The following is a 22,716-nucleotide window of genomic DNA, read 5'->3' as shown; positions in this document are numbered from 1 at the left end:
GCCGTCAACGATGTTGCTGCTTCAAGTACGAAGGGTAAAGATTTATTTTAGAAAGGTTATGACATGCACAATTACAAATTGGCTGTAAAAGATCTGCATAAAAAATATGGCCAGCATGAAGTTATTAAAGGTGTTTCTTTATGCGCAAAAGCCGGTGATGTGATCAGTATCATTGGATCATCCGGTTCTGGCAAAAGTACTTTTTTACGTTGCCTGAATTTCCTGGAAAAACCGAGCGCCGGTTCCATCTTTGTTAATGGTAAAGAAATCCATATGACGATGGATACGGACGGACAATTAAAAGTCACCGACCAGAAAGAGTTGCAGCTACTTCGCACCAAGCTGACGATGGTGTTCCAGCACTTCAATCTGTGGAGTCACATGACGGTACTGGAAAATGTCATGGCTGCGCCGATCAAAGTATTAGGTATGGATAAAGAAGAGGCGAAAGCCAAAGCAATCCAGTATCTGGAAAAAGTCGGTATTGATGAAAGAGCCAGAGCCAAATACCCGGCTCACTTGTCCGGCGGACAGCAGCAGCGTGTTTCGATTGCCCGGGCGCTTGCTATGGAACCGGAGGTCTTGTTATTCGATGAACCAACATCGGCACTGGATCCGGAGCTTGTCGGCGAAGTGCTGAAAATCATGCAGAAGCTGGCGGAAGAAGGGAAAACCATGGTCGTGGTCACTCACGAAATGGGATTCGCGCGCAACGTATCCAACCATGTCATTTTCCTGCACCAGGGCAAAATTGAAGAAGAAGGTCACCCGGATGACGTGCTCGCCAATCCGAAAAGTGAACGTCTGAAACAGTTTCTGTCCGGTTCGCTGAAGTAATCCACTATTTTGATTCCCCGGAGAAATATCTCCGGGGAACTATTCTTCCTGTTTGTGTTTATGTGGTTCAGCCATCCCTCTTGGTGAAATCCAGCTATCAAACTCTTCTGCTGTAAGGTATCCGGAAGCAATAGCGGCATCCCGTAATCTCAATCCTTCATTGTGTGCTGTTTTGGCAATAGCCGCTGCTTTGTCGTACCCGATATGTTTATTCAGGGCCGTTACCAGCATCAGGTTATCAGCCAGATTTTTCTCGATCCGGGATAGGTTGGGTTCAATGCCACGAGCACAATGCATATCAAACGCCCGGCAAGCGTCTGTTAACAAATGAATACTTTCGAGTACATTATGTAGCATGACCGGTTTGTAAACATTCAATTGAAAGTTTCCCTGACTGCCAGCAAAAGCCACTGTGGCATCATTACCAAATACCTGCACACATACCATAGTCAGGGCTTCGCTTTGGGTAGGATTAACCTTGCCCGGCATAATGGATGAACCTGGTTCATTTTCGGGTATGACCAATTCACCAATACCGCAGCGAGGACCACTGGATAACCAGCGGACATCATTGGCAATCTTCATCAGGGCGCCGGCCAGTGTGCGCAAGGTAGCCGAAGTCTGAACGAGTGCATCATGTGCAGAAAGAGCAAAGAACTTGTTTTCTGCCGAGCGAAATGGATGACCGGTAATACGGGCTATATAAGAGGCAGTCAGGTCACCAAACTGAGGATGTGCGTTCAGTCCTGTTCCTACAGCTGTTCCTCCGATGGCAAGTTCCAGTAATCCAGGTTTACTTGCCTGAATGCCTGTCAGAGCAAACTCCAGTTGTGCAACCCAGGCACTGATTTCTTGGCCGAGAGTTATAGGGGTAGCGTCCTGAAGATGGGTCCTGCCTGTTTTGACAATATGAGAAAAGGCCTCGGCTTTCGTTACGAATGTCTGTTTCAGGTGCTCGATCACCGGAATCAATTGCTGCTCCAGTTCTTCAACCACTGCAATATGCATGGCAGTGGGGAACGTATCATTTGATGACTGACCATAATTCACATGATCATTCGGATGAATAGGCACTTTACTACCAATTTCACCACCACATATTTCGATGGCTCGGTTTGCGATCACTTCATTGGCGTTCATGTTTGATTGCGTGCCAGATCCGGTCTGAAAAACGACCAACGGAAAATTATCATCCAGTTTTCCGTCGATCACTTCCTGCGCTGCCTGTTCTATAGGATCAGTAATAGCTTTAGGTAATGCGCCTAATTCAGCATTTGCTTTTGCTGCCGCCAGTTTTAATATTCCCAACGCTCGGATTACCGGTCGCTGCCAGCGGAAACGATCAACACCAATCGGAAAATGCTCTATCGAACGCTGTGTTTGCGCTCCCCAGTATTTATCTGCCGGAACCGGGATGCTTCCCATGGAATCAGTTTCATAACGTAGTCTGGTCATAGCAATATTCCTATAGCAATACTTGGCAGAGAATCTCCGGGGAGGGGAGAACTCTTCTATAATGATATTAGTTCCTATCTGCGGGGGTTGCCTAAAATGGACATTGGAACACATGATCTGGCGGCATTATTCAGCCAGCTGGGGCTGGCAAATGATGAGCAGAGTATTTGTAGATTTATTGAATCTCATCCGCTTTCTGCCGGAATGACGATTGGCGACGCGCCGTTCTGGACAGCGGCACAGGTTGAAATGCTACAACAGGCGTTTACTGATGATGCAGAATGGGCGGAAGCGGTAGATACCTTGGCCACATTACTGGCCGCATCTTCGAAGTGATACTGTTCTGAAGGGAAAGCTGTGACACCGGCATTATCCGGTGCCACAGCTTAGTGTTCTGCTTTTACAGCCAGCCTTTCTTGCGGAAGAAGAAGTAGGTGCCGAAGGCCGAAGCCAGCATCATTCCGATAGAAACGAGATAGCCATATTGCCAGGTTAATTCAGGCATGATGTTAAAGTTCATACCATAGATACTGGCGATCAATGTCGGTGGCAGGAATACCACTGCGGCAACCGAGAAGATCTTGATGACCTTGTTCTGTTGCAGATTGGTAAAGCCCATCGCTGCTTCCAGCTGGAAGTTGATTTTATCGAACAAGAACTGAGTATGTGGCAACAGCGATTCGATATCGTGCAGCACTTCGTCGATGGTTTTCTTCTGTTCTGATAACAATTGCTGGCGCACAGTACGGCGCAGGAAACGCAATGCGCGACGGGTATCGTGAAGCGCAAGACGGATCTGGCTGTTTGTTTCTTCCTGAGCCATCAGCTCTTTCAGCATTTCATAAATCTGTTCGTCACTGAGTACCTGCTCGGACGTTTCTTCCAGTGTGGTATAACCGTCCTCGATCAGATCGGACAGATACTCAACTTTCAGATCCATCAGCTCAAGCAGAATATCCATTGCGTCTTCGATTTCAACACGGTCATGACGCATGTAATGGCGTAGCAGACGAACAATACCGATGTCTTCTTCGCGGAAACTGATCAGAAGATTATTGCGCAGGGTAAACGACATGTTTACACCGCGGGTTTCCCCGCCGATCCGTTGCGGGAACAGAGATAAAATATGCAGACCATCTGTGTCCCAGTAGAAACGCGCAGATGCCTCAATTTCATCCAGCTCTTCTTCTTCCGGAACTTCTTCCAGAAACAGACTACTCAGCCATTCACGCTCTTCATCGTCAGGCTTATAGGCATCCAGCCAGATAGTGTTTGCCGGTAATACGTCCTGAGTTGTCAGTTGAACAACCTCCAGAACCTTATTACGCATCATGTAGGCAGTAATCATGGGATCCCCCTCGAAAGGAACTAATTTGGGGTCTGGTTTTCTGCGAGGCACTATACCTGCCCTTTATTACAAAGTCAGGTCATTTAGCTCCGTTTGCTGAAATTACATCCATAATTTCAGGCTATTATCCAGTTTGTTTTTTCCGCCATTGTGGTTTTAACCAGCGACGCTGTGGATCAAGATCCCGCAATATGGTCAAGGAACAGGGAAGAGGTTCTTTCAGTAATAACGCTGTAATTAATTCTGCAGCCAAAGGCGCTGAACATAAACCGCGTGAACCGAGCCCGGCGAGAACAAAAAATCCGGAATCTGAATGCGGCAACCAGCCCGATTCCGGCATATTATTCACTGTATCCTGAAGTTCGTTTTCCGTACGTAAACCACCAGCCAGCGGTAAATGATCCCGGGTCACACCCCGGATAGCAGCCCGTCCATCAATGACGGAGCATTGAGACATGTCAGCCGAAAGCGTTCTTTGCATTTTAGCTTTATTTTCCAGATGTTCTGCGGCACGAACATCCCGGTTTTTATCATGGCGCACATAAGTAGCGCCAATCACTTGCTGACCATTCCGTGCTGGAACAATGTAGCCATCGCCGCATACGACATAGGAGCTTATTTCAGAATACGCAGTGGCATCGAGCAACGAGATTTGTCCTCTGACCGGCGTAACAGGTAACCCGCAGGTTTGTTCGAAGTTACCAATATCAGCACCATTCGCCAAGACTACCTGGGATGCGGACCTGATTTCTCCGGACTTTGTAATCAGTGACCACTGTTCCTGTTGTTTTGTAATGGCCGTGATTTCGCAATTAAAATGTTGCTTCAGCAAACCGGTAGCGGCTGCTAGCCGGAATAACACTTCTGTCAGTTCAGAGGGAACAACCCAGCCGCCCTGAGGGAATAGCGCATCATCTTCGACACCATGTATCAATTCCTCTGGAAAACCAGCTTCCAGCAATGCCCTGATTTTACGTGAAGATTTTTCATCAATTGCTTTCAGTAATACACCGCATTGGCTGAAGGTGAGCGGGGCTTGCTGATTCACCTCATTAATTAACTGCTGACCAAAATGAAAGGTGGCAGCAAAAAACTGGGAGAGTGAATCAGTTGGTTTATGTAATAACGGATAGATCGCTCCCTGCGGATTACCCGAAGCGGCTTGAGCGACATGATTATCGGCACAGAATAATTCAACCTGATATCCCCGCTGCGTTAATAAATAACTCAGATAGGCAGAGGCGATTCCGCCGCCGACAATAGCTATTGAACTGACAGGTGAATAAGCAGGTGTTGCCATTTTCTGACTACGGCCTGCCAGCATTTCACGTTTCTTGCCATATCCGGGTATTTTTGCCATCTCAAACTCGGCATCCGCTAATCCCCGGCGAACAAATCCGGCAGCAGTGAATGTGGCCAGCGTTCCTTCCGGCCGGATCAGCCGATATAAATTCGTGAACAGGTTTTCTGTCCACATATCCGGATTTTTGCTGGGCGCGAAGCCATCAAGATACCAGGCATCAACCAGTCCACCAGCAGGTGAATAAACCTGAGGAAGTAAATCGTTCACATCCCCCAGCCAGAGATCCAGGATAATAGCGCCATTCTCAAAACGTAACCGCTGACAGCCGGGAACTGCGGCAGGGTAGGCAGTGATTAATTGCTCACTTAACGGCATTAATTCAGGCCAGGCCATTAATGCCTGTTGCAGGTCTTGCCGCGTAAGCGGGAATTTTTCAAAACTAATAAAATGCAGACGAGAGACTTTTCCTTCTGGCTCGTTTTCTTTGTAATGCCGGAATGCTTGCCAGGTAGCCAGAAAATTAAGACCGGTACCGAAGCCGGTTTCTGCAATAACGAATAAATCCCGGTCATGATTTAACCAGCGGTCGGGTAATTTATTCTGGTTCAGGAACACATAGCGGGTTTCCTGCAGACCATTATCGTTGGAAAAATAAACATCCCCAAAAGAGTCTGAAACGGGGGTTCCGGCCTCATTCCAGCTTAATTTGGCGTTTTGCAACGAGTTCTGCATGAAAAAACCTCGACTAATTCACAAAAGTTCGGCGGATTTTACGGGAAAGCAGACCAGTTGTTGAGATAAAACAGGTAAACTATACCTAGGTCTTATAAGTCATATTGGAACTTAAGTTAATGAGAAGAGCTGTTATCACTGGTATCGGTATTGTTTCTAGTCTGGGCAACAACGCGGCTGAAGTGCTGGCTTCGCTGAAAGCGGGCAAATCAGGTATTTCTTATTCAGAGCAATTTGAACAACACAACCTGCGTAGCCGTGTCTGGGGCAATATCAAGCTGGATGTCGCTGAACTGATCGATCGCAAAGTTTTGCGTTTCATGGGTGATGCTGCAGCCTATGCTTATCTGTCCATGCAACAGGCGATTGCTGATGCCAAACTGACCGAAGAAATGGTTTCTAATCCACGTACTGGCCTGGTTGCCGGTTCAGGTGGCGCGTCTTCTAAAAACCAGATCGAAGCTTGTGACACATTACGTGAAAAAGGCGTACGTCGTGTTGGTCCGTATATGGTGCCACGCACCATGTCTTCTACGACTTCGGCATGTCTGGCGACACCATTCAAAATCAAAGGCATTAACTACTCCATCAGTTCTGCCTGCGCTACATCTTCACATTGTATCGGCCATGCGCTGGAACAGATTCAGTTAGGCAAACAGGACATCGTTTTCGCCGGTGGTGGTGAAGAGGTGGATTGGACTCTGGCACTGCAGTTTGATGCGATGGGCGCACTGTCCAGCAAATATAACGACACACCAGAAAAAGCATCCCGTACTTACGATGCAGACCGTGATGGTTTCGTTATCTCTGGCGGTGGCGGTATTGTCGTTGTTGAAGAACTGGAACACGCGCTGGCTCGTGGCGCTCACATCTATGCTGAAATCACCGGTTACGGTGCGACTTCAGATGGTTATGACATGGTTGCACCATCAGGTGAAGGCGCTGTTCGTTGCATGCAACAAGCAATGTCTACTGTTGCAGCACCAATCGATTACCTGAACACCCACGGTACTTCTACACCAGTTGGTGACGTGAAAGAACTGGAAGCGATTCATACTGTATTTGGTGACAATGCGCCGAAAATCTCTGCAACCAAAGCTATGAGCGGTCATGCGCTGGGTGCTGCAGGCGTTCATGAGGCAATCTACAGCCTGTTGATGATGGAAAACAATTTCATTGCACCAAGCATCAACATTGAACATCTGGATCCGAAAGCAGAAGGTCTGCCAATCGTGACCGAGTGCCAGGATGCAGAGCTGAACACTGTAATGTCAAACAGCTTTGGTTTCGGTGGTACTAACGCCACTCTGGTATTCAGCAAATACAAAGGCTAATGATTTCATCAAGCCGAATGGCATAATAAGGGGCGTATAGCCCCTTTTTCTTTTTCAGGTTCAGGCAACAAATATGAAGATTGTGGTTGATGAAAATATGCCACTGACCGAAACCCTGTTTTCGGAATTCGGTGAGATTGTGCCGTTACCGGGTAGAACAATGACCGCGGAGCAGTTGGCTGATGCAGATATTCTGCTGGTTCGTTCTGTTACCAAAGTTAATGCCGGGTTGTTAGCCAAGGCTGAAAAATTGAAATTCGTGGGTACTGCCACGATCGGCACGGATCACATAGATAAAAATTATCTGGCGGGAAAAGGGATCCGTTTTGCCAGCGCACCGGGCTGCAACAAGATCTCCGTCGGTGAGTATATTATCAGCGCATTACTGGTTATGGCTGAGAAATACCAGTTATCGCTGGCAGGATTATCATTAGGGATCATTGGTGCAGGTAATACGGGTTCTTCCGTTGCTGAAAAGGCCGCTGAATTCGGAATCACTGTAAAACTCTGTGATCCACCCAAGGAACAGGAAGGCGATCCCCGGTCTTTTGTCTCTTATGATGAAGCGCTGGAATGTGATTTAATCAGTTTCCATGTGCCGTTATCCCGGGATGGAGAACACGCCACCTATCATTTGCTGGATAAGAAACGTATCCAGTCTCTGCGTTCAGAACAGATATTGCTGAATGCCTCCCGAGGCGAAGTCTGGGATAACCAGGCCATGCTGCTGCGGCAGCAATCGGCAGAACCATTGCGGCTTGTCATGGATGTTTGGGAAAACGAGCCGGATATTCAGCAGGAGCTGGTTCCTTACACCGATATCGCAACTCCCCATATTGCAGGATACAGTCTGGAAGGAAAGTATCGTGGGACTTACATGCTGTATGAAGCATTTTGCCAGCAATTTGGATACACGGTAACGAAACAACTGTCACAGCTTTTACCTGTGGCGGACATCAACAGACTGACATTAACTGCCAGCCTGGAAGAAGCTGTACTGAAAAAACTCATCCATCTGGTCTATGACGTCCGGCGTGATGACGCCCGATTCCGGCACCGGATTGGATTACCGGGCCAGTTTGATGAAATGCGTAAGAGATACCCCGAACGGCGTGAATGGAGCTCTGTTTCTGTTTCAACCGAATTGAATCATAGCGTGCTTATGAAACTCGGTTTTTCCGTTTCAGATAATTAAACATCTTCAGGAGAAAGACACAATGCCAATGAATATTGCTGTTGCTGGCAGTGAAGAATTAATCAGCGAAAACCTGCTTGAATTACTGCAGGAAAGAGAACTCTCTGTCGGGAAATTATTTTTGCTGACAGCGCAGGATGCGGAAGATCAGGAATCAGTCCGGTTTAATAATCAGACCGTTTACGTTCAGGATCTTGAAAGTTTTGACTGGTCGCAGGCTGAACTGGTTTTTCTGGTTGGCAATTCAGATGAATATGCCGCGGCTTTTGATCGTGCATTACATAGCGGATGCAAGATTATTGATCTACGTTCTGCCGCATTTAAAGCCTCATCGTATGGACTGAGCCTGTTTGCGAAAAAAGAAGAGTTGGAATCTGCGGTTTATGTATCACCAAGCGATTTAACTGTACTGATGGCGCAGATCATCCAGCCTTTCTTTGAAGAAACGGCTATCTCGCAGTTAAATGTTGTCGCACTGAAGCCTGTTTCTGCTTATGGCAAAAAGGGAACGGAAGCGTTGGCCAGAGAAATAGCGCATCTGATGAATGGTCGTCCACTGGAAAATACAGTATTCCCGGCGCAGTTGGCATTCAACATTGTGCCAGAGCAGCATAAATCCTGTTTAGCTCCGGAATTACAGCAATTGTTCCCCGAAGAAAAAATCAATACAACGGTAACCTTGTTGCAGGCTCCGGTTTTTTACGGCACGACGGTAATAGCCGATATTGTTCTGGAAGATGCCTTACCGAAAGAGGTAATAACCAAGATGTTAGTATCCCTGAACGATATCGAATTATCGGATGAACTGCTGACACCGGTGACGCATGGTTCCAATCAGAGCAAAATTTATCTGCAATTCATATCAGATGAACAGGCCGAGATTCAGACATTCCGTTTGTACATAGTTACCGATCTCTTGCGCTCAGGCCGCATCCGGAATGCCGTTTCGTTGGCTGAACAGTTAGTGAACCCCGTAATGCATTAAAAGGTGAATGTGATAATGGCGGCATACTATAGCCGCCATTATCATAAAGCTTGTTAAATCAATTAGTTTGTCTCTATGATTGCACAATCATAATTTAAGCGGACGCTACCCGGATTGCCTGTAATTGGGTGTGAAAGGCGGGATAAAAATAAAAAGGACATTACATATGAGATTTGAGCTATCTCGGTTGGCGCAAGCAATAATAGTAGCAGCGTTATGTTCGTCACCGGCTATAGCGGCAGATACCGGAATACAGGCATCTGAAAACGGCATTCAGCAGCAACCATCAGTGGCGCCCGTTTCGTCATCGGTAATACAACAGGCTCCCGGAGAACGTGTAGCCCGCCCATATATTCCTGAGCGCATAGATAACTCGGTTATTACCGCGGATAATAAAATATATGGTCCGGTGACAAAAACGGATACATCCTGGTCTATTGCCAACAAGATCAGAAAATTGTATCCGGGGCAGGGTATCACCACCCGTCAGATAATGCGTATTTTATACCGGAAGAACCGGGGGGCTTATGCGGGGGGGCAATTAGACTCTTTATTGGCAGGCTCTTACCTGACGCTACCTTCGCTGGATGAAATTAAGACAGGCATCAGTGTTTCATCAAAACAGTCAACAAAACCACAAGTTAGAAATGCTAAGCCTGCAGGAGCTGCACTGACAACAAATGAAGTAGCAACATCTTCTGCTCCGGCTACAATTTTACCTGCACCTGCACCTGCACCTGCACCTGCACCTGCACAAACCACGATTACGGCAGTCACCTCTGCCGAGCAACCACTGGTTGATAGCAAGGTGTCCGAGCTGGTGAATGGAACTGTATCTGAAGCAAGAGCCACAACCCCTGTATCCGCAGCTGAATCTACAACCAGGCCACAAACAGAAGACGGTCTGAAATACCAGACTGAAAATAAAGAACTGAAAGAACAGATTGACCGCCTGAATACAGAAATCAGTACGCTGCGGAGCAGTGTTCAAGAACAGGAAAAAGCGCAAAAAGAGCTGCAGAAACGATTAAATGAACAGGAGCAATCCATTAGGCTCGTTCAGGAAAAGAAAACCGAATCTGCGCCTCAGGCCTCGGCTACTGCCGGATCAGGTTTATGGCACGATGTTTTGGCTTTGCCATTACATGTGCAATTTTTAATGTCTCTGCCTGTGCTGGCATTTTTAGTTGTACTGAGCATCTGGCTACGGAACCGGACAAAGCATGAGCCTGTGGTTCGTAATCAGGAAGAAGTCGTGTCTGAAACTCAGGTAATGCCGGATGTGGCAACAATTCCTGTCACTGACCATCCGGAAGAACTGAATATTGCCAATATCGTTCCTGTTGTGGAAAAAGTTGAAGTTGATAAAACCGAACCGCTGTTTACGGCAATAGACGAACATATTCCTGTAAATGAGACCACAGAGACGCCGGTTCCTGTTTTAGCCTTTACTGCAGAGCCAGAGCCAGAGCCAGAGCCAGAGCCAGAGCCAGAGCTTGAAACAGAGTTAGAACCTGAAGCAAGAGACTTTATTCCTGCGCCAGAGGTTAATGTGGTTGCGGATGTTGTGCCTGCAACAGAAATTGTGACCGAAGCCGAAGTCAATGATGCTGTATTAGCCTCCCGGTTGAACCTGAATAAAATTATGGCTGAGCCTGGTCTGCAAATGTCAGATCAGGTTGTTTCAGAACCGGAAGGCTGGGAACTTTCGATCGACGATGGCAATCCGACCGTTTTAACGGCGACTATTGCACCGGGTGTTAATCTGAAAGAGGTTCATAATGATTCCGGCAGATCCTGGTTACAGCAGTTTGAGCCTGAACCGTTAAAAGATAGATCATCTGAAGAGTATCTTACTATTGAAGAATTGTTATCCCGGGCGGAGCAACAGGAATTAGGGGCATCAGTGAATCCTGATATGATGCAGCCTAACCTGGATGTGGGGCTGGATTCATTTCCGGACATGCTGCCAAAGCATGATGGAATTGATATCGACGATGACGGCGGTGTCGGGGCCAAACTGGATCTGGCTCGGGCCTATCTGGAGATAGATGATAAAGCCAGTGCGAAAACGCTATTACTGGAAGTCAAAGCGGCAGGAAGTGACGAGCAAATAAAAGAGGCGGAAAGGTTACTTTCACGAATGGTATAGACGGATGTAAAAAGTGGTGACAGAGATCACCACTTTTTTTTATCTTCTGCTGACGTATAATCCCGCGCGATTCAGTCCGGAGACAGATATGCGTATTGCGCTAGGAATAGAATATTTCGGTGCTAACTATTACGGTTGGCAAAGACAACGGGAAGTAAACAGTATCCAGCAGGAACTGGAAACTGCATTATCACGAGTTGCTAACCATCCCGTGGAAATACAGTGTGCAGGACGGACTGATGCAGGAGTCAATGCAACAGGGCAGGTCATCCATTTTGACACAACGGCTACCCGGCAAATGTCTGCCTGGACGCTGGGTATAAATGCACAGTTACCAGATGATATCGCCGTGCGCTGGGCACATGTGGTGGACGATACTTTTCATGCGCGCTTTTCAGCAACTGCGCGTCGTTATCGCTACATCATCTATAATGAGCCTCTTCGTCCGGGAATTCTGGCAAAAGGCGTCAGTCATTATTACCATCCACTGGATGCAGATAAAATGAATGAAGCTGGTCAGTTTCTGTTAGGTGAACGGGACTTCACATCATTTCGTGCGGCCCAATGCCAATCAAATACACCGTTCCGGAATATTATGTCCCTGTCTGTGCATCGGGCCGGAAGTTATGTCATTCTTGATATTCAGGCGAATGCATTTCTGCATCACATGGTCAGAAACATTACGGGTTCATTATTGCTCGTAGGTACCAGTGAAAAACCAGTTGAATGGATTAGCGAGGTATTAGAGGCAAAAGACAGAACGATATCCGGCGCCACAGCAAAGGCCGAGGGTTTATATCTGGTCGATGTCACATACCCACTGAATTATGGATTACCAAAACCACCATTAGGCCCGTTATGGTTTAACACATAAATTATAACGATAAGTAAACAAACTGTGACTTTTGTGCTTTAATGCACGGTTGATATCTATCGATCAAAACGAGATTAATCAGTAGGTTTTGATCGGGTTAAGACTAAAGTAAGGAATCCCATGAGCTGGCTTGAAAAGATTCTTCCAAAAAGCGATAACACTCGTCGTCATAACATACCTGAAGGTATCTGGACGAAATGCGATGGGTGTGAGCAGGTATTATATAAAGCCGAAGTAGAACGCAGTTTATCTGTTTGTCCAAAATGTGGTCATCACATGCGTATTGGCGCCAGAGCGCGTTTAGAGCGTTTCCTTGATGCCAATAACCGCAGTGAATTGGGCGCTGAACTTGAACCTCAGGATATTCTGAAATTTAAAGATTCTAAAAAATACAAAGATCGCCTGACGTCAGCCCAGAAAGACACCAATGAGAAAGATGCGTTGGTAGTCATGAAGGGAACCGTAAAAGGTGTTCCTGTTGTAGCTTGTGCATTCGAATTCGCATTCATGGGGGGCTCAATGGGTTCCGTTGTCGGTGCCCGTTTTGTACGTGCTGTTGAAGAATGTATTAAAGAGCGCCGTGGTTTGATCTGTTTCTCTGCATCTGGTGGTGCCCGTATGCAGGAAGCCCTGTTCTCCCTGATGCAAATGGCTAAAACCAGTGCTGCGCTTGAGCACTTGAGTGAAGAAGGTTTGCCTTATATCTCTGTCCTGACCGATCCGACTATGGGTGGTGTTTCAGCCAGTTTTGCGATGCTCGGCGATATCAACGTTGGTGAACCTAAGGCATTGATTGGCTTCGCGGGTCCTCGTGTTATCGAGCAGACTGTACGTGAGAAATTACCTGAAGGATTCCAACGGTCAGAATTCCTGCTGGAAAAAGGCGCCATCGATATGATTATCGATCGTCGTGATATGCGCGATAAATTAGCCTCGATTCTGGGTAAATACATGAATCTGAGTGTTATTGAGGAACATCACGCATGACATTACCAGTCATGACCCAAAGCCAGTCTTTATCCGACTGGCTTTCTTATTTAGAGCAGATACATCCTCAGCAGATTGAACTGGGTTTGCAACGTGTCAGAACGGTTGCAGAAAGAATGGATTTAACCCGGTTACCAGGCATTGTTATCACTGTAGGTGGTACCAATGGTAAAGGATCTACCTGTGCAATGCTGGCCAGTATATTACAGGCTGCCGGCTATTCGACAGGAGTCTATGCCTCTCCGCATTTGTTACGTTATAACGAACGGGTAAAAATTAATGGTTGTGAAATCAGCGATGAAGACCTGTGTTCGGCGTTCGGCGAGATTGAGCAAAAAAGGGCTGAAATCAGCCTGACGTTTTTTGAATTCGGAACACTGGCCGCTTTTGCTGTATTTAAAAAATATCAGCCCGATGTCATTATCCTGGAAGTAGGGCTGGGTGGCAGGCTCGATGCGACAAATATTATCGATGCTGATATATCCGTTATTACCAGCATTGACCTAGATCATTGTGACTGGCTTGGCGACACCAAAGAGGCAATTGCAGTAGAAAAAGCCGGAATTTACCGCTCCGGAAAACCGGCAATCTGTGGAGAACCTAATCCTCCGCAAACATTATATACCGCAGTTGAACAGATAAATGCCAGGTTGTATGCGGTCGGGGAACAATTTGATTATCAGGTGACGGGTGATAAATGGGCATTTCAGGGGCAGCATTGGCAACTGAAGGATTTGCCTGTCCCGGTGTTACCATTACAAAATGCAGCAACTGTGTTGGCCACATTAGAACATGTACCTTTATCCATATCACAAGATGCGATCTGTAATGGATTAAGTCAGGTGCAACTTACGGGGCGTTTTCAGACATTACAGCACAATCCGACGGTAATTATTGATGTTGCTCATAATCCTCATGCAGCACGTTACCTGGCTGAGCAGTTGAATAAGCAAAAAGCGGATAGAATTCTGGCAGTCGTGGGTATGCTTAAAGATAAAGATATAGAACATACGCTTCAGCATGTTGTTCCTTATGTTGATATCTGGTACCTGGCTGATTTATCCGGGGCAAGAGCCGCCATGGCGAAAGACTTGGCTGCTGTTCTGCCATCAAAAAGTATTTATACATGTCATGTAAATGTTACTGATGCCTATAAGGCCGCGCTGACTGAAGCGACTGCGCATGATCTCATTATTGTGTTTGGTTCGTTTTTCACTGTTGCGGATGTCCTGGCCGGCACGGTACAACATTAAATTTAAGCAGAGATAATTCAGAGGTTAACTATCTTGGCTACGCAATTTCAGAACCGGTTGATCGGTACCGTTATATTAGTGTCTTTAGGAGTTGTTTTTCTTCCTGATTTATTAATGGGCAAGAAAAATGATATTTCAGCGCCAACTGGCAGCATTCCTTTACGGCCAGAACAATCGTTAGCGGGTGTTGCAACAGGCACTCAAAATACAACTACCAGTTCAAGTGTCGCAACCGCTACTCCAGCATCATCAGGAACCGTCAGTGGTAATCCTGTTGTTGTATCCGACACCGTCTCTGTTGCTGCTAATAATGCACCCGTTTCGGCTGCATCATCTGCGGTTGTTGCCAATAAGGAAAACTGGCAAATTGAAGAAGTTGCTGCTCCGGTGACTATCACGGAAAACGGTGCAGTAAGTGATAAAGAAGTGGTTGCTGTTAATAATGAACCGCAAGATAGCATGACCGACGTTGCCAGGAAGAAGGCGCGCGAACAAGAAGAACTCCGGAAACAAGAACTGCTCGCAGCTGCCAAAGCTAAAGCTGCTGCCCTGGAAGCAAAAAGAAAAGCTGAGCAGTTGGCCTTGTCAAAATCGGATACTGTCACAATGACAGAAAAACCAGTTACTGACGTACAAACCACTGTAAGACGTGATGAAAGTGGTATCACAATAAAAACACCGGCACAGGTTGAAGCTGAAAGAGCGGCTCTGAAATCAGGTTCATCGGTATCAGCGACAACAACTTATAAGCCTGCATCAAAACCGGCTGCGGGTGGTTCCTGGATGATTCAGGTTGGTGTTTTCTCTAATGCGGAGAATGCCAAAGCGTTGGCCGCAAAATTACGTAGCGCAGGTTATAGCGCGTCAGCCCAGCGTTCCGGGCAGTTAACTCGTGTTGTCGTTGGTCCTGACGTGTCAAAGGATAAATTACAATCAATGCTGAGTGGCATTAACCGCGTTGGCGGCACGTCAGCCAGAATTATTTCATATTCATCGATCAATTGAGTAAGCCGAATATGAAAAATACGGATCTGGAATCATACCTCAATAGTTTACTGGCAGTTTCTCTATTCAAAGACTATGCGCCTAATGGGTTGCAGGTCGAGGGAAAAAGGGAAATCAAAAAAATTATTACCGGGGTAACGGCATCTCAGGCATTAGTTGATGAAGCTATCCGGCTTCAGGCGGATGCGTTACTGGTTCATCACGGTTACTTCTGGCCAGGTGAACCCCAGGCAATAAGAGGTATGAAAGGGCAGCGGATCCGTAGTTTAATCAGAAATGAAATTAACCTTCTGGCGTATCATCTTCCGCTCGATGCACATATCCACTTGGGTAATAACGCGAAATTAGGAGAAAAATTAGGTTTAATTGGTATAGAACCAATCAACCCTGAAGATCCTCAATGTCTTGTTTTCCATGGATATTTGCCGGAGTCAATGTCTGCATTGCAGATGACAGGCTATATCACCTCTGCTTTGAAAAGAGAACCATTAATCAGCCATCATCCGGAAAATAAGCTTAGTCATATAGCCTGGTGTAGCGGCGGTGCGCAAAACTATATTCAGCAAGCCATAGACTATGGTGTTGATGCATATATCAGTGGCGAAGTTTCAGAGCATACGATCCATACTGCCCGGGAAAACGATGTGGTTTTCTATGCCGCAGGTCATCACGCCACCGAGCGTTATGGCATTAAGGCATTAGGGGAGTGGTTACAGCAACAATTCAGTGAACTGGAAGTGCATTTTATCGATATTGATAATCCTGCATAACCGGATAGTCGGACTAACATGTCATATAGCTATATAGATTCAGATATTTTATTACAGCCATTGCTGGCTGAAATCAGTTCCACCCCAATCTTGCTGCTGGATACCGAATTTATTCGTGTTTCAACGTATTTTCCTAAACTAGGGTTATTGCAGATCCATATTAATTCTGTTGATTATCTTATCGACCCCTTGGCTATTAGCTCAACCCAGTTGTTATGGGATGCAATTTTTTCTGATAACAAACTTTTTGTTTTTCATTCATGCAAAGAAGACCTGGATGTCTTGCAGGTTTGTACGAAAAAATTGCCTGGCAGAATATTCGATACACAAGTCGCAGCGGCATTTCTTGGTTATGGCGCATCCTTAGGGTATGCGGGCCTGGTCGAACAGGTCTGTTCTGTTCCCGTAGCCAAGGATCAAACCTTGACGGACTGGCTGGCCAGACCACTGACGGACGCGCAAAAGTTTTATGCGGCCAAAGATGTTTCTTACCTTGAATCCTTATATGAACATCTGAGTCAGGATCTTGACAGAACAGGAAAAACAGCATGGTTTAATGAAGAGATGGTTTCATTACTGGATGCCAAACAACAGACGATCATCTCTGATGATTTATTTCGTGAAATCAGCGGCGCCTGGCAATTATATCCGTCAGAGCTCGCGGTATTGCGTGAACTGGCTAAATGGCGTTACCAGACGGCAATCTCGGAAGATAGACCGCAAAACTTTGTTCTGAGGGAAGAAGTTCTGATTGAGTTAAGCCGGAAACGGCCCCAAACTCCGCGGGAACTTGGGCAAACCGAAATTGCGCCACAACAAAAAAATCGTTATGCGACTGCAATTCTGGAATGTATTCAGAAGGGAATGAGCTGTCCTGCAGAATCACAGCCGGAAAGACTGAAACGCATGATCGATTTCCCACACTACAAACATGATTTTAAGCAAATAAAGCAACGGGTTGATACTGCGGCAAAAGCTAATCATTTGCCTGCTGAATTATTGGGTTCGAGAAAGTTAATCAACCAATATCTGCTTTGGTTGTACGAAGGGAAGAACACTGATGCAGAAAAACCCAAGCTAATGTCAGGTTGGCGGAATTCGTTACTGGCCTTGTAATAACAAGGAATGTACCACCCCGATAATTGATAAAAACCAATATCGGGGTAGTACGCTACTGAAAGTTTTTTAGCTTTTTGTTTCTTCGCTGTTTTCAGCATTCTGCTGTTTTTCATCGGACAGCATAATATTCAGCTCAAGAACAGAAAGTTGCTCGCCTTTTTTGTCCAGTTGCACAGATACCTGTTCAGGATCAATCTGCACATATTTTCTGATCACGTCCAGAATATCCTGTTTTAACTGGGGTAAATAGTCAGGACCACTGCGGCTGGTTCTTTCATGCGCAACAATAATCTGCAACCGTTCTTTAGCCAGTTTCGCCGTGTTCTCTTTTCTGGATTTCAGAAAAAAATCAAGCAATGACATCAGGTGTTATCCTCCGAACAGGCGGTTAAAAAAGCCTTTTTTCTCTTCCTGCAAGAAACGAAAATCACGTTTCTCTCCCAGTAAACGGGCAACAGTATCAAGATATGCCTGGCCGGCATCTGAGTTCTGATCCAATATTACCGGCTCACCTGAGTTTGATGCACGTAAAACAGCCTGTGATTCAGGAATCACGCCCACTAATGGAATTGCCAGTATTTCCTGAACATCTTCTACGCTCAGCATATCGCCTCTGTTTACTCGTCCAGGAGCATAGCGAGTCAGTAACAGATGTTCTTTTACAGGTTCAAGGCTTTGCTCTGCCCGACGTGATTTTGATGCCAGAATTCCAAGAATACGGTCAGAATCGCGAACAGAAGAAACTTCCGGGTTAGTGGTTACAATTGCTTCATCAGCAAAATACAAAGCCATTAATGCACCGGTTTCAATACCGGCAGGAGAATCACAGATAATATAGTCAAAATCCATCTCCTGCAGTTTATTAATGATCTTCTCAACACCTTCTTTGGTTAAGGCGTCTTTATCACGAGTCTGTGACGCAGGAAGAATAAAAAGGTTTTCGACGCGTTTGTCTTTTATCAGAGCCTGATTCAGTGTGGCTTCGCCATTTATGACATTGACAAAGTCATAAACGACCCGGCGTTCACAGCCCATGATCAGGTCCAGATTTCGTAGTCCGATATCGAAATCAATGACAACGGTTTTCTTTCCCCGTTGTGCCAGACCGGTACTGATAGCAGCACTACTTGTGGTCTTACCAACACCACCCTTACCGGATGTAACGACAATAATTCGTGCCATGAATATTACCCTTGTAAACCGTTAGCTAGTTAATTTGTCAAAAATAATCTTTTCATTTTCCAGACGGATCTGGACTTCCCGGCCAATATGTTGTTCGGGGAGGCTATCACTCAGCAGATAGTGTCCTGCTATTGAAATTAATTCGGCTTCAAGGTGGCCACAGAAAATCTGTGCATCTTGATTGCCTCTTGCTCCGGCAAGCGCTCGGCCTCTTAACGTACCATATACATGAATACTATCATTGGAAATAATTTCAGCGCCGTTACTCACAGAACCCAGAATAACGACAGGGCCAGGAGAGTAAATTTGCTGTCCAGAGCGCACATTACCTTGCACAACCCGGGTCGGAACTAAACTTTCGGCTTCGCTTGCTATATTGCTCCGTGATGCCTGCTGTTCTTCTCTTAATTCTGATGGTGTCTTATAAATGGTTTCTTTCGGGGTGTGTAAAGCAACAGAATCAGAACTTGTTTCCTTTCCTGCAGTCAGGATTGCCAGTCCGGCCTGCTTTGCCGCTTCGCGCATTTCGTTACTTTTAACGCCGGTCACACCGACAGGAATAAAATTAGCGCTCAGAATCGCAGACATGATTTGAGAAAAATCAGGTACTTCATCAAGCAGTTCAACATTGATAACCAGAGGCGCAGAATCAAAGAATTTTGGAGCCTGGCTTGCTTTTTGTTCAAGAAGCTGTTGGATCTGTGCAGGTACTGCATCCTCAAGATGCAATACGGTCATTGTAAAAACACTTCCTTTCAACTCGTAACTGCGTTCGGACATTCGTCCACTCCATACAACAATACAATGAGTATTAATGGCATCACATGTTATATTTCCGGACAATTCATAGCAACAAACCCCAGGGAAATTAATCAGAATCATGATCTGTGCTGTTTATCGGAGTAGAAAGCGACCCAATACCTATCTTTTTTTGGCTAAAAAAGATGATTTTTCAGTCATTCCTGATGAATTGTTGAAGATTTTCGGCAAACCGGAACTGACGATGGTATTGCCGGAAGATAAGCTGGGCAAAATCGCCGGGGTCTCCAAAGAAAAACTTCTGCAGGAATTAACAACCAACCGCTATTGGTTATGGATTAAGCAGGAAGAAGATAATTTGCTGGTACAACATCTTGCCTCCTTATCCCGGGAAGATGTTCATGAATAAAGAAGAACTGATCAAAAGCCGCTACTGGGAACATAAAGAGCTCGAAGAGCTGACAGATGAAGAGTGGGAGATGCTTTGTGACGGTTGCGGACATTGTTGCCTGACAAAACTGATAGACGAAGACACAGATGAGCTGGTCTATACCAATGTCGCCTGTAATCTACTTGATCTGGAAAGTTGTAGTTGCTCTAACTACCTGAATCGCCATAAGTTTGAACCAGATTGCATTAAGCTGGATGCGCATCTCGCCAGAACATTGCCATGGTTACCATCTACCTGCGCATACCGGCGGGTAGCAGAAAAAAAACCATTACCATTTTGGCACCCTCTGCTGACAGGGGATAAAAGAAAGATGTACCGGTATGGCAAGTCAGTAAAAGGCAAGGTTGTTCATGAGCGCAACCGGGGGGAGTGGGAAGAGCATATCGTTGTCTGGAAACTCTGATCTTTATTGGCTTCTAATTCTTTAAATTCAGGATAATAACAATGACTAATCATATTCTTTTCCCGGTTGTAACCATTGATGGTCCGGGTGGCGCAGGAAAAGGTACTCTGTGCATGTTGTTGGCTACCCGGCTGGGCTGGCACCTGCTTGATTCCGGTGCCATTTACCGGGTACTGGCCGTTGCCGCAATGAAACAAAGTGTTGAACTTGATGATATCGCACGGTTGACGGAACTCGCCAGCAACTTGAATGTTTCTTTCCCGATTGAGAATAATCAGGTTCTGATTGTGCTTGATGGCGTTAATGTGACTGACGAAATCAGAACTGAACAAACAGGTAATCTTGCCAGTAAAGTGGCCGCTTATCCTGAAGTCAGAGCCGCGTTACTGGTCCGGCAACAGAATTTTGCCCAATCACCAGGATTAATTGCAGACGGCAGGGATATGGGAACGGTCGTTTTTCCTTCCGCGTCACTGAAAATATTCCTTGATGCAAGCGCCGAAGAGCGAGCAAAGCGCAGACAATTGCAGTTGCAGCAAAAAGGAATAAATGTTAATTTTGATAATCTTTTACAAGAAATTCAGGAACGTGATTTCCGGGATCGGAACCGCCCTGTTGCGCCGTTAAAACCTGCGGATGATGCTATCGTTATAGATTCAACCAGCATGTCAATTGATGCCGTTTTCAATCAGGTGTTGGCGCTTGTAAATCAACGGATTATTCGGGCTGAGTAATCAGCCTGAATCGGTCAGACCAAGGATAGGGATGGCTAAATAACCACAACCCCATAGCGGCCGGATTGCCCTGTGGACGTTATTAACTTTTAAGTGTTTTTAAACATGACTGAATCTTTTGCTCAACTCTTTGAAGAGTCTCTGAAACAACTGGAAACCCGTCCTGGTGCCATCGTTAAAGGTACTGTAGTTGCCATCGAAAACGGCATCGTACTGGTTGACGCTGGTCTGAAATCAGAATCTGCAATCCCTGCTGAACAGTTCAAAAATGCACTGGGCGAGCTGGAAATTGCACTGGGTGACGTAGTTGACGTAGCTCTGGACTCTGTAGAAGACGGTTTCGGTGAGACTCTGCTGTCTCGTGAGAAAGCTAAACGTCACGAAGCATGGTTGCAGCTGGAAAAAGCATACGAAGAACAGGCTACTGTTGTTGGTCTGATCAATGGCAAAGTGAAAGGCGGTTTCACCGTAGAACTGAACGGTATCCGTGCATTCCTGCCAGGCTCTCTGGTTGACGTGCGTCCAGTACGTGACACTGCTCACCTGGAAGGCAAAGAGCTTGAGTTCAAAGTTATCAAGCTGGATCAGAAACGCAACAACGTTGTTGTTTCTCGTCGTGCTGTTATCGAAACTGAAAACTCTTCTGAGCGTGACAGCCTGCTGTCTACTCTGCAAGAAGGCCATGAAGTTAAAGGTATCGTTAAGAACCTGACTGACTACGGTGCATTCGTAGATCTGGGTGGTGTTGACGGTCTGCTGCACATCACTGACATGGCATGGAAACGTGTTAAACACCCATCCGAAATCGTGAACGTTGGTGATGAAATCACCGTTAAAGTTCTGAAATTCGACCGTGAGCGCACTCGTGTGTCTCTGGGCCTGAAACAGCTTGGCGAAGATCCGTGGGTAGCTATCGCTAAACGTTACCCAGAAGGTGCACGTCTGACTGGTCGTGTGACTAACCTGACTGATTACGGCTGCTTCGTAGAAATCGAAGAAGGCGTTGAAGGTCTGGTTCACGTTTCTGAAATGGACTGGACTAACAAAAACATTCACCCATCTAAAGTTGTTAACGTGGGTGACACTGTTGAAGTTATGGTTCTGGACATCGACGAAGAACGTCGCCGTATCTCCCTGGGTCTGAAGCAGTGCAAAGCTAACCCATGGCAGCAATTCGCAGAAACTCATGCGAAAGGCGATCGCGTAAGCGGTAAGATCAAATCTATCACTGATTTCGGTATCTTCATTGGTCTGGACGGTGGTATCGATGGTCTGGTTCACCTGTCTGACATCTCCTGGAACGTAACTGGCGAAGACGCTGTTCGTGAGTTCAAGAAAGGCGACGAAATCGAAGCAGTTGTGCTGCAGGTAGATCCAGAGCGTGAGCGTATCTCTCTGGGTGTTAAACAGATCGAAGAAGATCCGTTCAACAAGTACCTGTCAGATAACAAAAAAGGTGCTATCGTTAAAGGTAAGGTAACTGCCGTTGACAGCAAAGGCGCTACCATTGAGCTGGAAGAAGGTGTTGAAGGCTACATCCGTGCTGCTGATGCATCGCGTGATCGTGTAGAAGACGCATCTCTGGTTCTGTCTGTTGGTGATGAAGTTGAAGCCAAATTCATGGGCGTTGACCGTAAAAACCGTACAGTGAGCCTGTCAGTTCGTGCTAAAGACGAAGCTGAAGAAAAAACAGCTATGGATTCTCTGAATCAGCAAGAAGAAGCTGGTTTCGGTAATGCAATGGCTGAAGCTTTCAAAGCTGCTAAAGGCGAATAATCGCTCTTAAAATGGAGCGGTGAAAGCCGCTCCATTTAATTTGATCTCATGCTGGGGAGAAT

Annotated in this window: 22 protein-coding genes; 16 read left to right on the top strand and 6 right to left on the bottom strand. The window is 46.1% G+C overall.

Features of this window, described 5'->3' with window-relative positions; all coding sequences use genetic code 11:
• The first annotated feature begins 63 nt into the window (after positions 1-63).
• Complete coding sequence (gene hisP, locus HNR75_RS03460) at positions 64-837, top strand: histidine ABC transporter ATP-binding protein HisP (protein WP_188025632.1); 774 nt, start codon at positions 64-66, stop codon at positions 835-837.
• Positions 838-876: 39 nt separating this feature from the next.
• Here hisP and fumC read toward each other — a convergent pair whose 3' ends face one another.
• The gene (fumC, locus tag HNR75_RS03455) at positions 877-2,292 is read right to left on the bottom strand and encodes a class II fumarate hydratase (protein ID WP_188025631.1); all 1,416 of its coding nucleotides are present in this window, start codon (positions 2,290-2,292) and stop codon (positions 877-879) included.
• Between the two features lie 96 nt (positions 2,293-2,388).
• Between fumC and HNR75_RS03450 the strand changes: the two genes are divergently transcribed.
• On the top strand, positions 2,389-2,628 hold the full coding sequence (locus tag HNR75_RS03450; RefSeq protein ID WP_188025630.1) for a DUF2789 domain-containing protein: 240 nt from the start codon (positions 2,389-2,391) through the stop codon (positions 2,626-2,628).
• 64 nt (positions 2,629-2,692) lie between these two features.
• Here the strand turns inward: HNR75_RS03450 and corA are convergent, their stop codons facing one another.
• Together corA and mnmC are read right to left on the bottom strand one after the other, a co-directional pair.
• Complete coding sequence (corA, locus tag HNR75_RS03445; protein WP_188025629.1) at positions 2,693-3,640, bottom strand: magnesium/cobalt transporter CorA; 948 nt, start codon at positions 3,638-3,640, stop codon at positions 2,693-2,695.
• A gap of 124 nt (positions 3,641-3,764) precedes the next feature.
• Positions 3,765-5,675: a bifunctional tRNA (5-methylaminomethyl-2-thiouridine)(34)-methyltransferase MnmC2/FAD-dependent 5-carboxymethylaminomethyl-2-thiouridine(34) oxidoreductase MnmC1 gene (gene mnmC / locus HNR75_RS03440; RefSeq protein ID WP_188025628.1), complete on the bottom strand. Its 1,911-nt coding sequence runs from the start codon at positions 5,673-5,675 to the stop codon at positions 3,765-3,767.
• A 119-nt stretch (positions 5,676-5,794) separates the two neighbouring features.
• Between mnmC and fabB the strand changes: the two genes are divergently transcribed.
• The 10 genes from fabB to rnd all read left to right on the top strand — a co-directional run bounded on the left by fabB (position 5,795) and on the right by rnd (position 17,346).
• Positions 5,795-7,009, top strand: coding sequence for a beta-ketoacyl-ACP synthase I (fabB, locus tag HNR75_RS03435; RefSeq protein ID WP_188025627.1), 1,215 nt, complete (start codon positions 5,795-5,797; stop codon positions 7,007-7,009).
• A gap of 73 nt (positions 7,010-7,082) precedes the next feature.
• Entirely contained in the window at positions 7,083-8,204 is a 1,122-nt protein-coding gene (locus tag HNR75_RS03430; RefSeq protein WP_188025626.1) for a 4-phosphoerythronate dehydrogenase, read from the top strand.
• A gap of 22 nt (positions 8,205-8,226) precedes the next feature.
• Positions 8,227-9,189: an Asd/ArgC dimerization domain-containing protein gene (locus tag HNR75_RS03425; RefSeq protein WP_188025625.1), complete on the top strand. Its 963-nt coding sequence runs from the start codon at positions 8,227-8,229 to the stop codon at positions 9,187-9,189.
• Between the two features lie 130 nt (positions 9,190-9,319).
• Positions 9,320-11,341 carry a motility hub landmark protein FimV gene (locus HNR75_RS03420; RefSeq protein ID WP_343043242.1) on the top strand — a complete coding sequence of 674 codons (2,022 nt, stop codon included), beginning with the start codon at positions 9,320-9,322 and terminating at the stop codon, positions 11,339-11,341.
• Between the two features lie 88 nt (positions 11,342-11,429).
• Positions 11,430-12,215, top strand: a complete 786-nt coding sequence (gene truA / locus HNR75_RS03415) for a tRNA pseudouridine(38-40) synthase TruA (RefSeq protein ID WP_188025623.1) — start codon at positions 11,430-11,432, stop codon at positions 12,213-12,215.
• 120 nt (positions 12,216-12,335) lie between these two features.
• Positions 12,336-13,202, top strand: a complete 867-nt coding sequence (gene accD / locus HNR75_RS03410; RefSeq protein ID WP_188025622.1) for an acetyl-CoA carboxylase, carboxyltransferase subunit beta — start codon at positions 12,336-12,338, stop codon at positions 13,200-13,202.
• Positions 13,199-14,455: a bifunctional tetrahydrofolate synthase/dihydrofolate synthase gene (gene folC / locus HNR75_RS03405; protein ID WP_188025621.1), complete on the top strand. Its 1,257-nt coding sequence runs from the start codon at positions 13,199-13,201 to the stop codon at positions 14,453-14,455. Before accD ends, folC begins: the two co-directional genes overlap by 4 nt.
• Positions 14,456-14,488: 33 nt before the next feature.
• A complete protein-coding gene (locus tag HNR75_RS03400) occupies positions 14,489-15,460 on the top strand; it encodes an SPOR domain-containing protein (RefSeq protein WP_188025620.1) in 972 nt (323 codons plus the stop codon).
• Positions 15,461-15,471: 11 nt separating this feature from the next.
• Positions 15,472-16,230, top strand: a complete 759-nt coding sequence (locus HNR75_RS03395) for a Nif3-like dinuclear metal center hexameric protein (RefSeq protein WP_188025619.1) — start codon at positions 15,472-15,474, stop codon at positions 16,228-16,230.
• 18 nt (positions 16,231-16,248) lie between these two features.
• Positions 16,249-17,346, top strand: a complete 1,098-nt coding sequence (gene rnd, locus HNR75_RS03390) for a ribonuclease D (RefSeq protein WP_188025618.1) — start codon at positions 16,249-16,251, stop codon at positions 17,344-17,346.
• Positions 17,347-17,415: 69 nt separating this feature from the next.
• On the opposite strand, the gene minE is transcribed toward rnd, so the two are convergent.
• Genes minE through minC form a run of 3 tightly spaced genes read right to left on the bottom strand, consistent with a single transcriptional unit; the run spans position 17,416 to position 19,311 of the window.
• Positions 17,416-17,712 (bottom strand): cell division topological specificity factor MinE, encoded by a 297-nt coding sequence (gene minE / locus HNR75_RS03385; RefSeq protein ID WP_188025617.1) that lies wholly within the window; start codon positions 17,710-17,712, stop codon positions 17,416-17,418.
• Positions 17,713-17,718: 6 nt separating this feature from the next.
• Positions 17,719-18,531, bottom strand: a complete 813-nt coding sequence (gene minD / locus HNR75_RS03380; RefSeq protein WP_188025616.1) for a septum site-determining protein MinD — start codon at positions 18,529-18,531, stop codon at positions 17,719-17,721.
• 21 nt (positions 18,532-18,552) lie between these two features.
• A complete protein-coding gene (minC, locus tag HNR75_RS03375; protein ID WP_188025615.1) occupies positions 18,553-19,311 on the bottom strand; it encodes a septum site-determining protein MinC in 759 nt (252 codons plus the stop codon).
• 100 nt (positions 19,312-19,411) lie between these two features.
• Here minC and HNR75_RS03370 point away from each other — a divergent pair, with 100 nt between their 5' ends.
• The 4 genes from HNR75_RS03370 to rpsA all read left to right on the top strand — a co-directional run bounded on the left by HNR75_RS03370 (position 19,412) and on the right by rpsA (position 22,654).
• On the top strand, positions 19,412-19,699 hold the full coding sequence (locus HNR75_RS03370) for a YcgL domain-containing protein (RefSeq protein ID WP_188025614.1): 288 nt from the start codon (positions 19,412-19,414) through the stop codon (positions 19,697-19,699).
• Complete coding sequence (locus tag HNR75_RS03365; RefSeq protein WP_188025613.1) at positions 19,692-20,144, top strand: YcgN family cysteine cluster protein; 453 nt, start codon at positions 19,692-19,694, stop codon at positions 20,142-20,144. Before HNR75_RS03370 ends, HNR75_RS03365 begins: the two co-directional genes overlap by 8 nt.
• 41 nt (positions 20,145-20,185) lie before the next feature.
• Complete coding sequence (cmk, locus tag HNR75_RS03360) at positions 20,186-20,878, top strand: (d)CMP kinase (RefSeq protein WP_188025612.1); 693 nt, start codon at positions 20,186-20,188, stop codon at positions 20,876-20,878.
• A gap of 105 nt (positions 20,879-20,983) precedes the next feature.
• Entirely contained in the window at positions 20,984-22,654 is a 1,671-nt protein-coding gene (gene rpsA / locus HNR75_RS03355) for a 30S ribosomal protein S1 (protein ID WP_188025611.1), read from the top strand.
• Positions 22,655-22,716: the final 62 nt, after the last annotated feature.

Source organism: Tolumonas osonensis, from assembly GCF_014202415.1.
Classification (GTDB): domain Bacteria; phylum Pseudomonadota; class Gammaproteobacteria; order Enterobacterales; family Aeromonadaceae; genus Tolumonas; species Tolumonas osonensis.
The sequence above is the reverse complement of the archived record's forward strand: the minus strand, read 5'-3'. Positions and strand labels throughout refer to the sequence as shown.

What these genes read in the sequence shown, in the direction of transcription:
- rnd (WP_188025618.1), top strand. Translation starts at nt 16,249, where the DNA reads ATGTCATATAGCTATATAGATTCAGATATTTTATTACAGCCATTGCTG.
- minE (WP_188025617.1), bottom strand. Translation starts at nt 17,712, where the DNA reads ATGTCATTGCTTGATTTTTTTCTGAAATCCAGAAAAGAGAACACGGCG.
- fumC (WP_188025631.1), bottom strand. Translation starts at nt 2,292, where the DNA reads ATGACCAGACTACGTTATGAAACTGATTCCATGGGAAGCATCCCGGTT.
- HNR75_RS03430 (WP_188025626.1), top strand. Translation starts at nt 7,083, where the DNA reads ATGAAGATTGTGGTTGATGAAAATATGCCACTGACCGAAACCCTGTTT.
- hisP (WP_188025632.1), top strand. Translation starts at nt 64, where the DNA reads ATGCACAATTACAAATTGGCTGTAAAAGATCTGCATAAAAAATATGGC.
- HNR75_RS03450 (WP_188025630.1), top strand. Translation starts at nt 2,389, where the DNA reads ATGGACATTGGAACACATGATCTGGCGGCATTATTCAGCCAGCTGGGG.
- cmk (WP_188025612.1), top strand. Translation starts at nt 20,186, where the DNA reads ATGACTAATCATATTCTTTTCCCGGTTGTAACCATTGATGGTCCGGGT.
- truA (WP_188025623.1), top strand. Translation starts at nt 11,430, where the DNA reads ATGCGTATTGCGCTAGGAATAGAATATTTCGGTGCTAACTATTACGGT.
- HNR75_RS03365 (WP_188025613.1), top strand. Translation starts at nt 19,692, where the DNA reads ATGAATAAAGAAGAACTGATCAAAAGCCGCTACTGGGAACATAAAGAG.
- HNR75_RS03370 (WP_188025614.1), top strand. Translation starts at nt 19,412, where the DNA reads ATGATCTGTGCTGTTTATCGGAGTAGAAAGCGACCCAATACCTATCTT.
- fabB (WP_188025627.1), top strand. Translation starts at nt 5,795, where the DNA reads ATGAGAAGAGCTGTTATCACTGGTATCGGTATTGTTTCTAGTCTGGGC.
- minD (WP_188025616.1), bottom strand. Translation starts at nt 18,531, where the DNA reads ATGGCACGAATTATTGTCGTTACATCCGGTAAGGGTGGTGTTGGTAAG.
- HNR75_RS03425 (WP_188025625.1), top strand. Translation starts at nt 8,227, where the DNA reads ATGCCAATGAATATTGCTGTTGCTGGCAGTGAAGAATTAATCAGCGAA.
- mnmC (WP_188025628.1), bottom strand. Translation starts at nt 5,675, where the DNA reads ATGCAGAACTCGTTGCAAAACGCCAAATTAAGCTGGAATGAGGCCGGA.
- minC (WP_188025615.1), bottom strand. Translation starts at nt 19,311, where the DNA reads ATGTCCGAACGCAGTTACGAGTTGAAAGGAAGTGTTTTTACAATGACC.
- HNR75_RS03395 (WP_188025619.1), top strand. Translation starts at nt 15,472, where the DNA reads ATGAAAAATACGGATCTGGAATCATACCTCAATAGTTTACTGGCAGTT.
- folC (WP_188025621.1), top strand. Translation starts at nt 13,199, where the DNA reads ATGACATTACCAGTCATGACCCAAAGCCAGTCTTTATCCGACTGGCTT.
- corA (WP_188025629.1), bottom strand. Translation starts at nt 3,640, where the DNA reads ATGATTACTGCCTACATGATGCGTAATAAGGTTCTGGAGGTTGTTCAA.
- rpsA (WP_188025611.1), top strand. Translation starts at nt 20,984, where the DNA reads ATGACTGAATCTTTTGCTCAACTCTTTGAAGAGTCTCTGAAACAACTG.
- accD (WP_188025622.1), top strand. Translation starts at nt 12,336, where the DNA reads ATGAGCTGGCTTGAAAAGATTCTTCCAAAAAGCGATAACACTCGTCGT.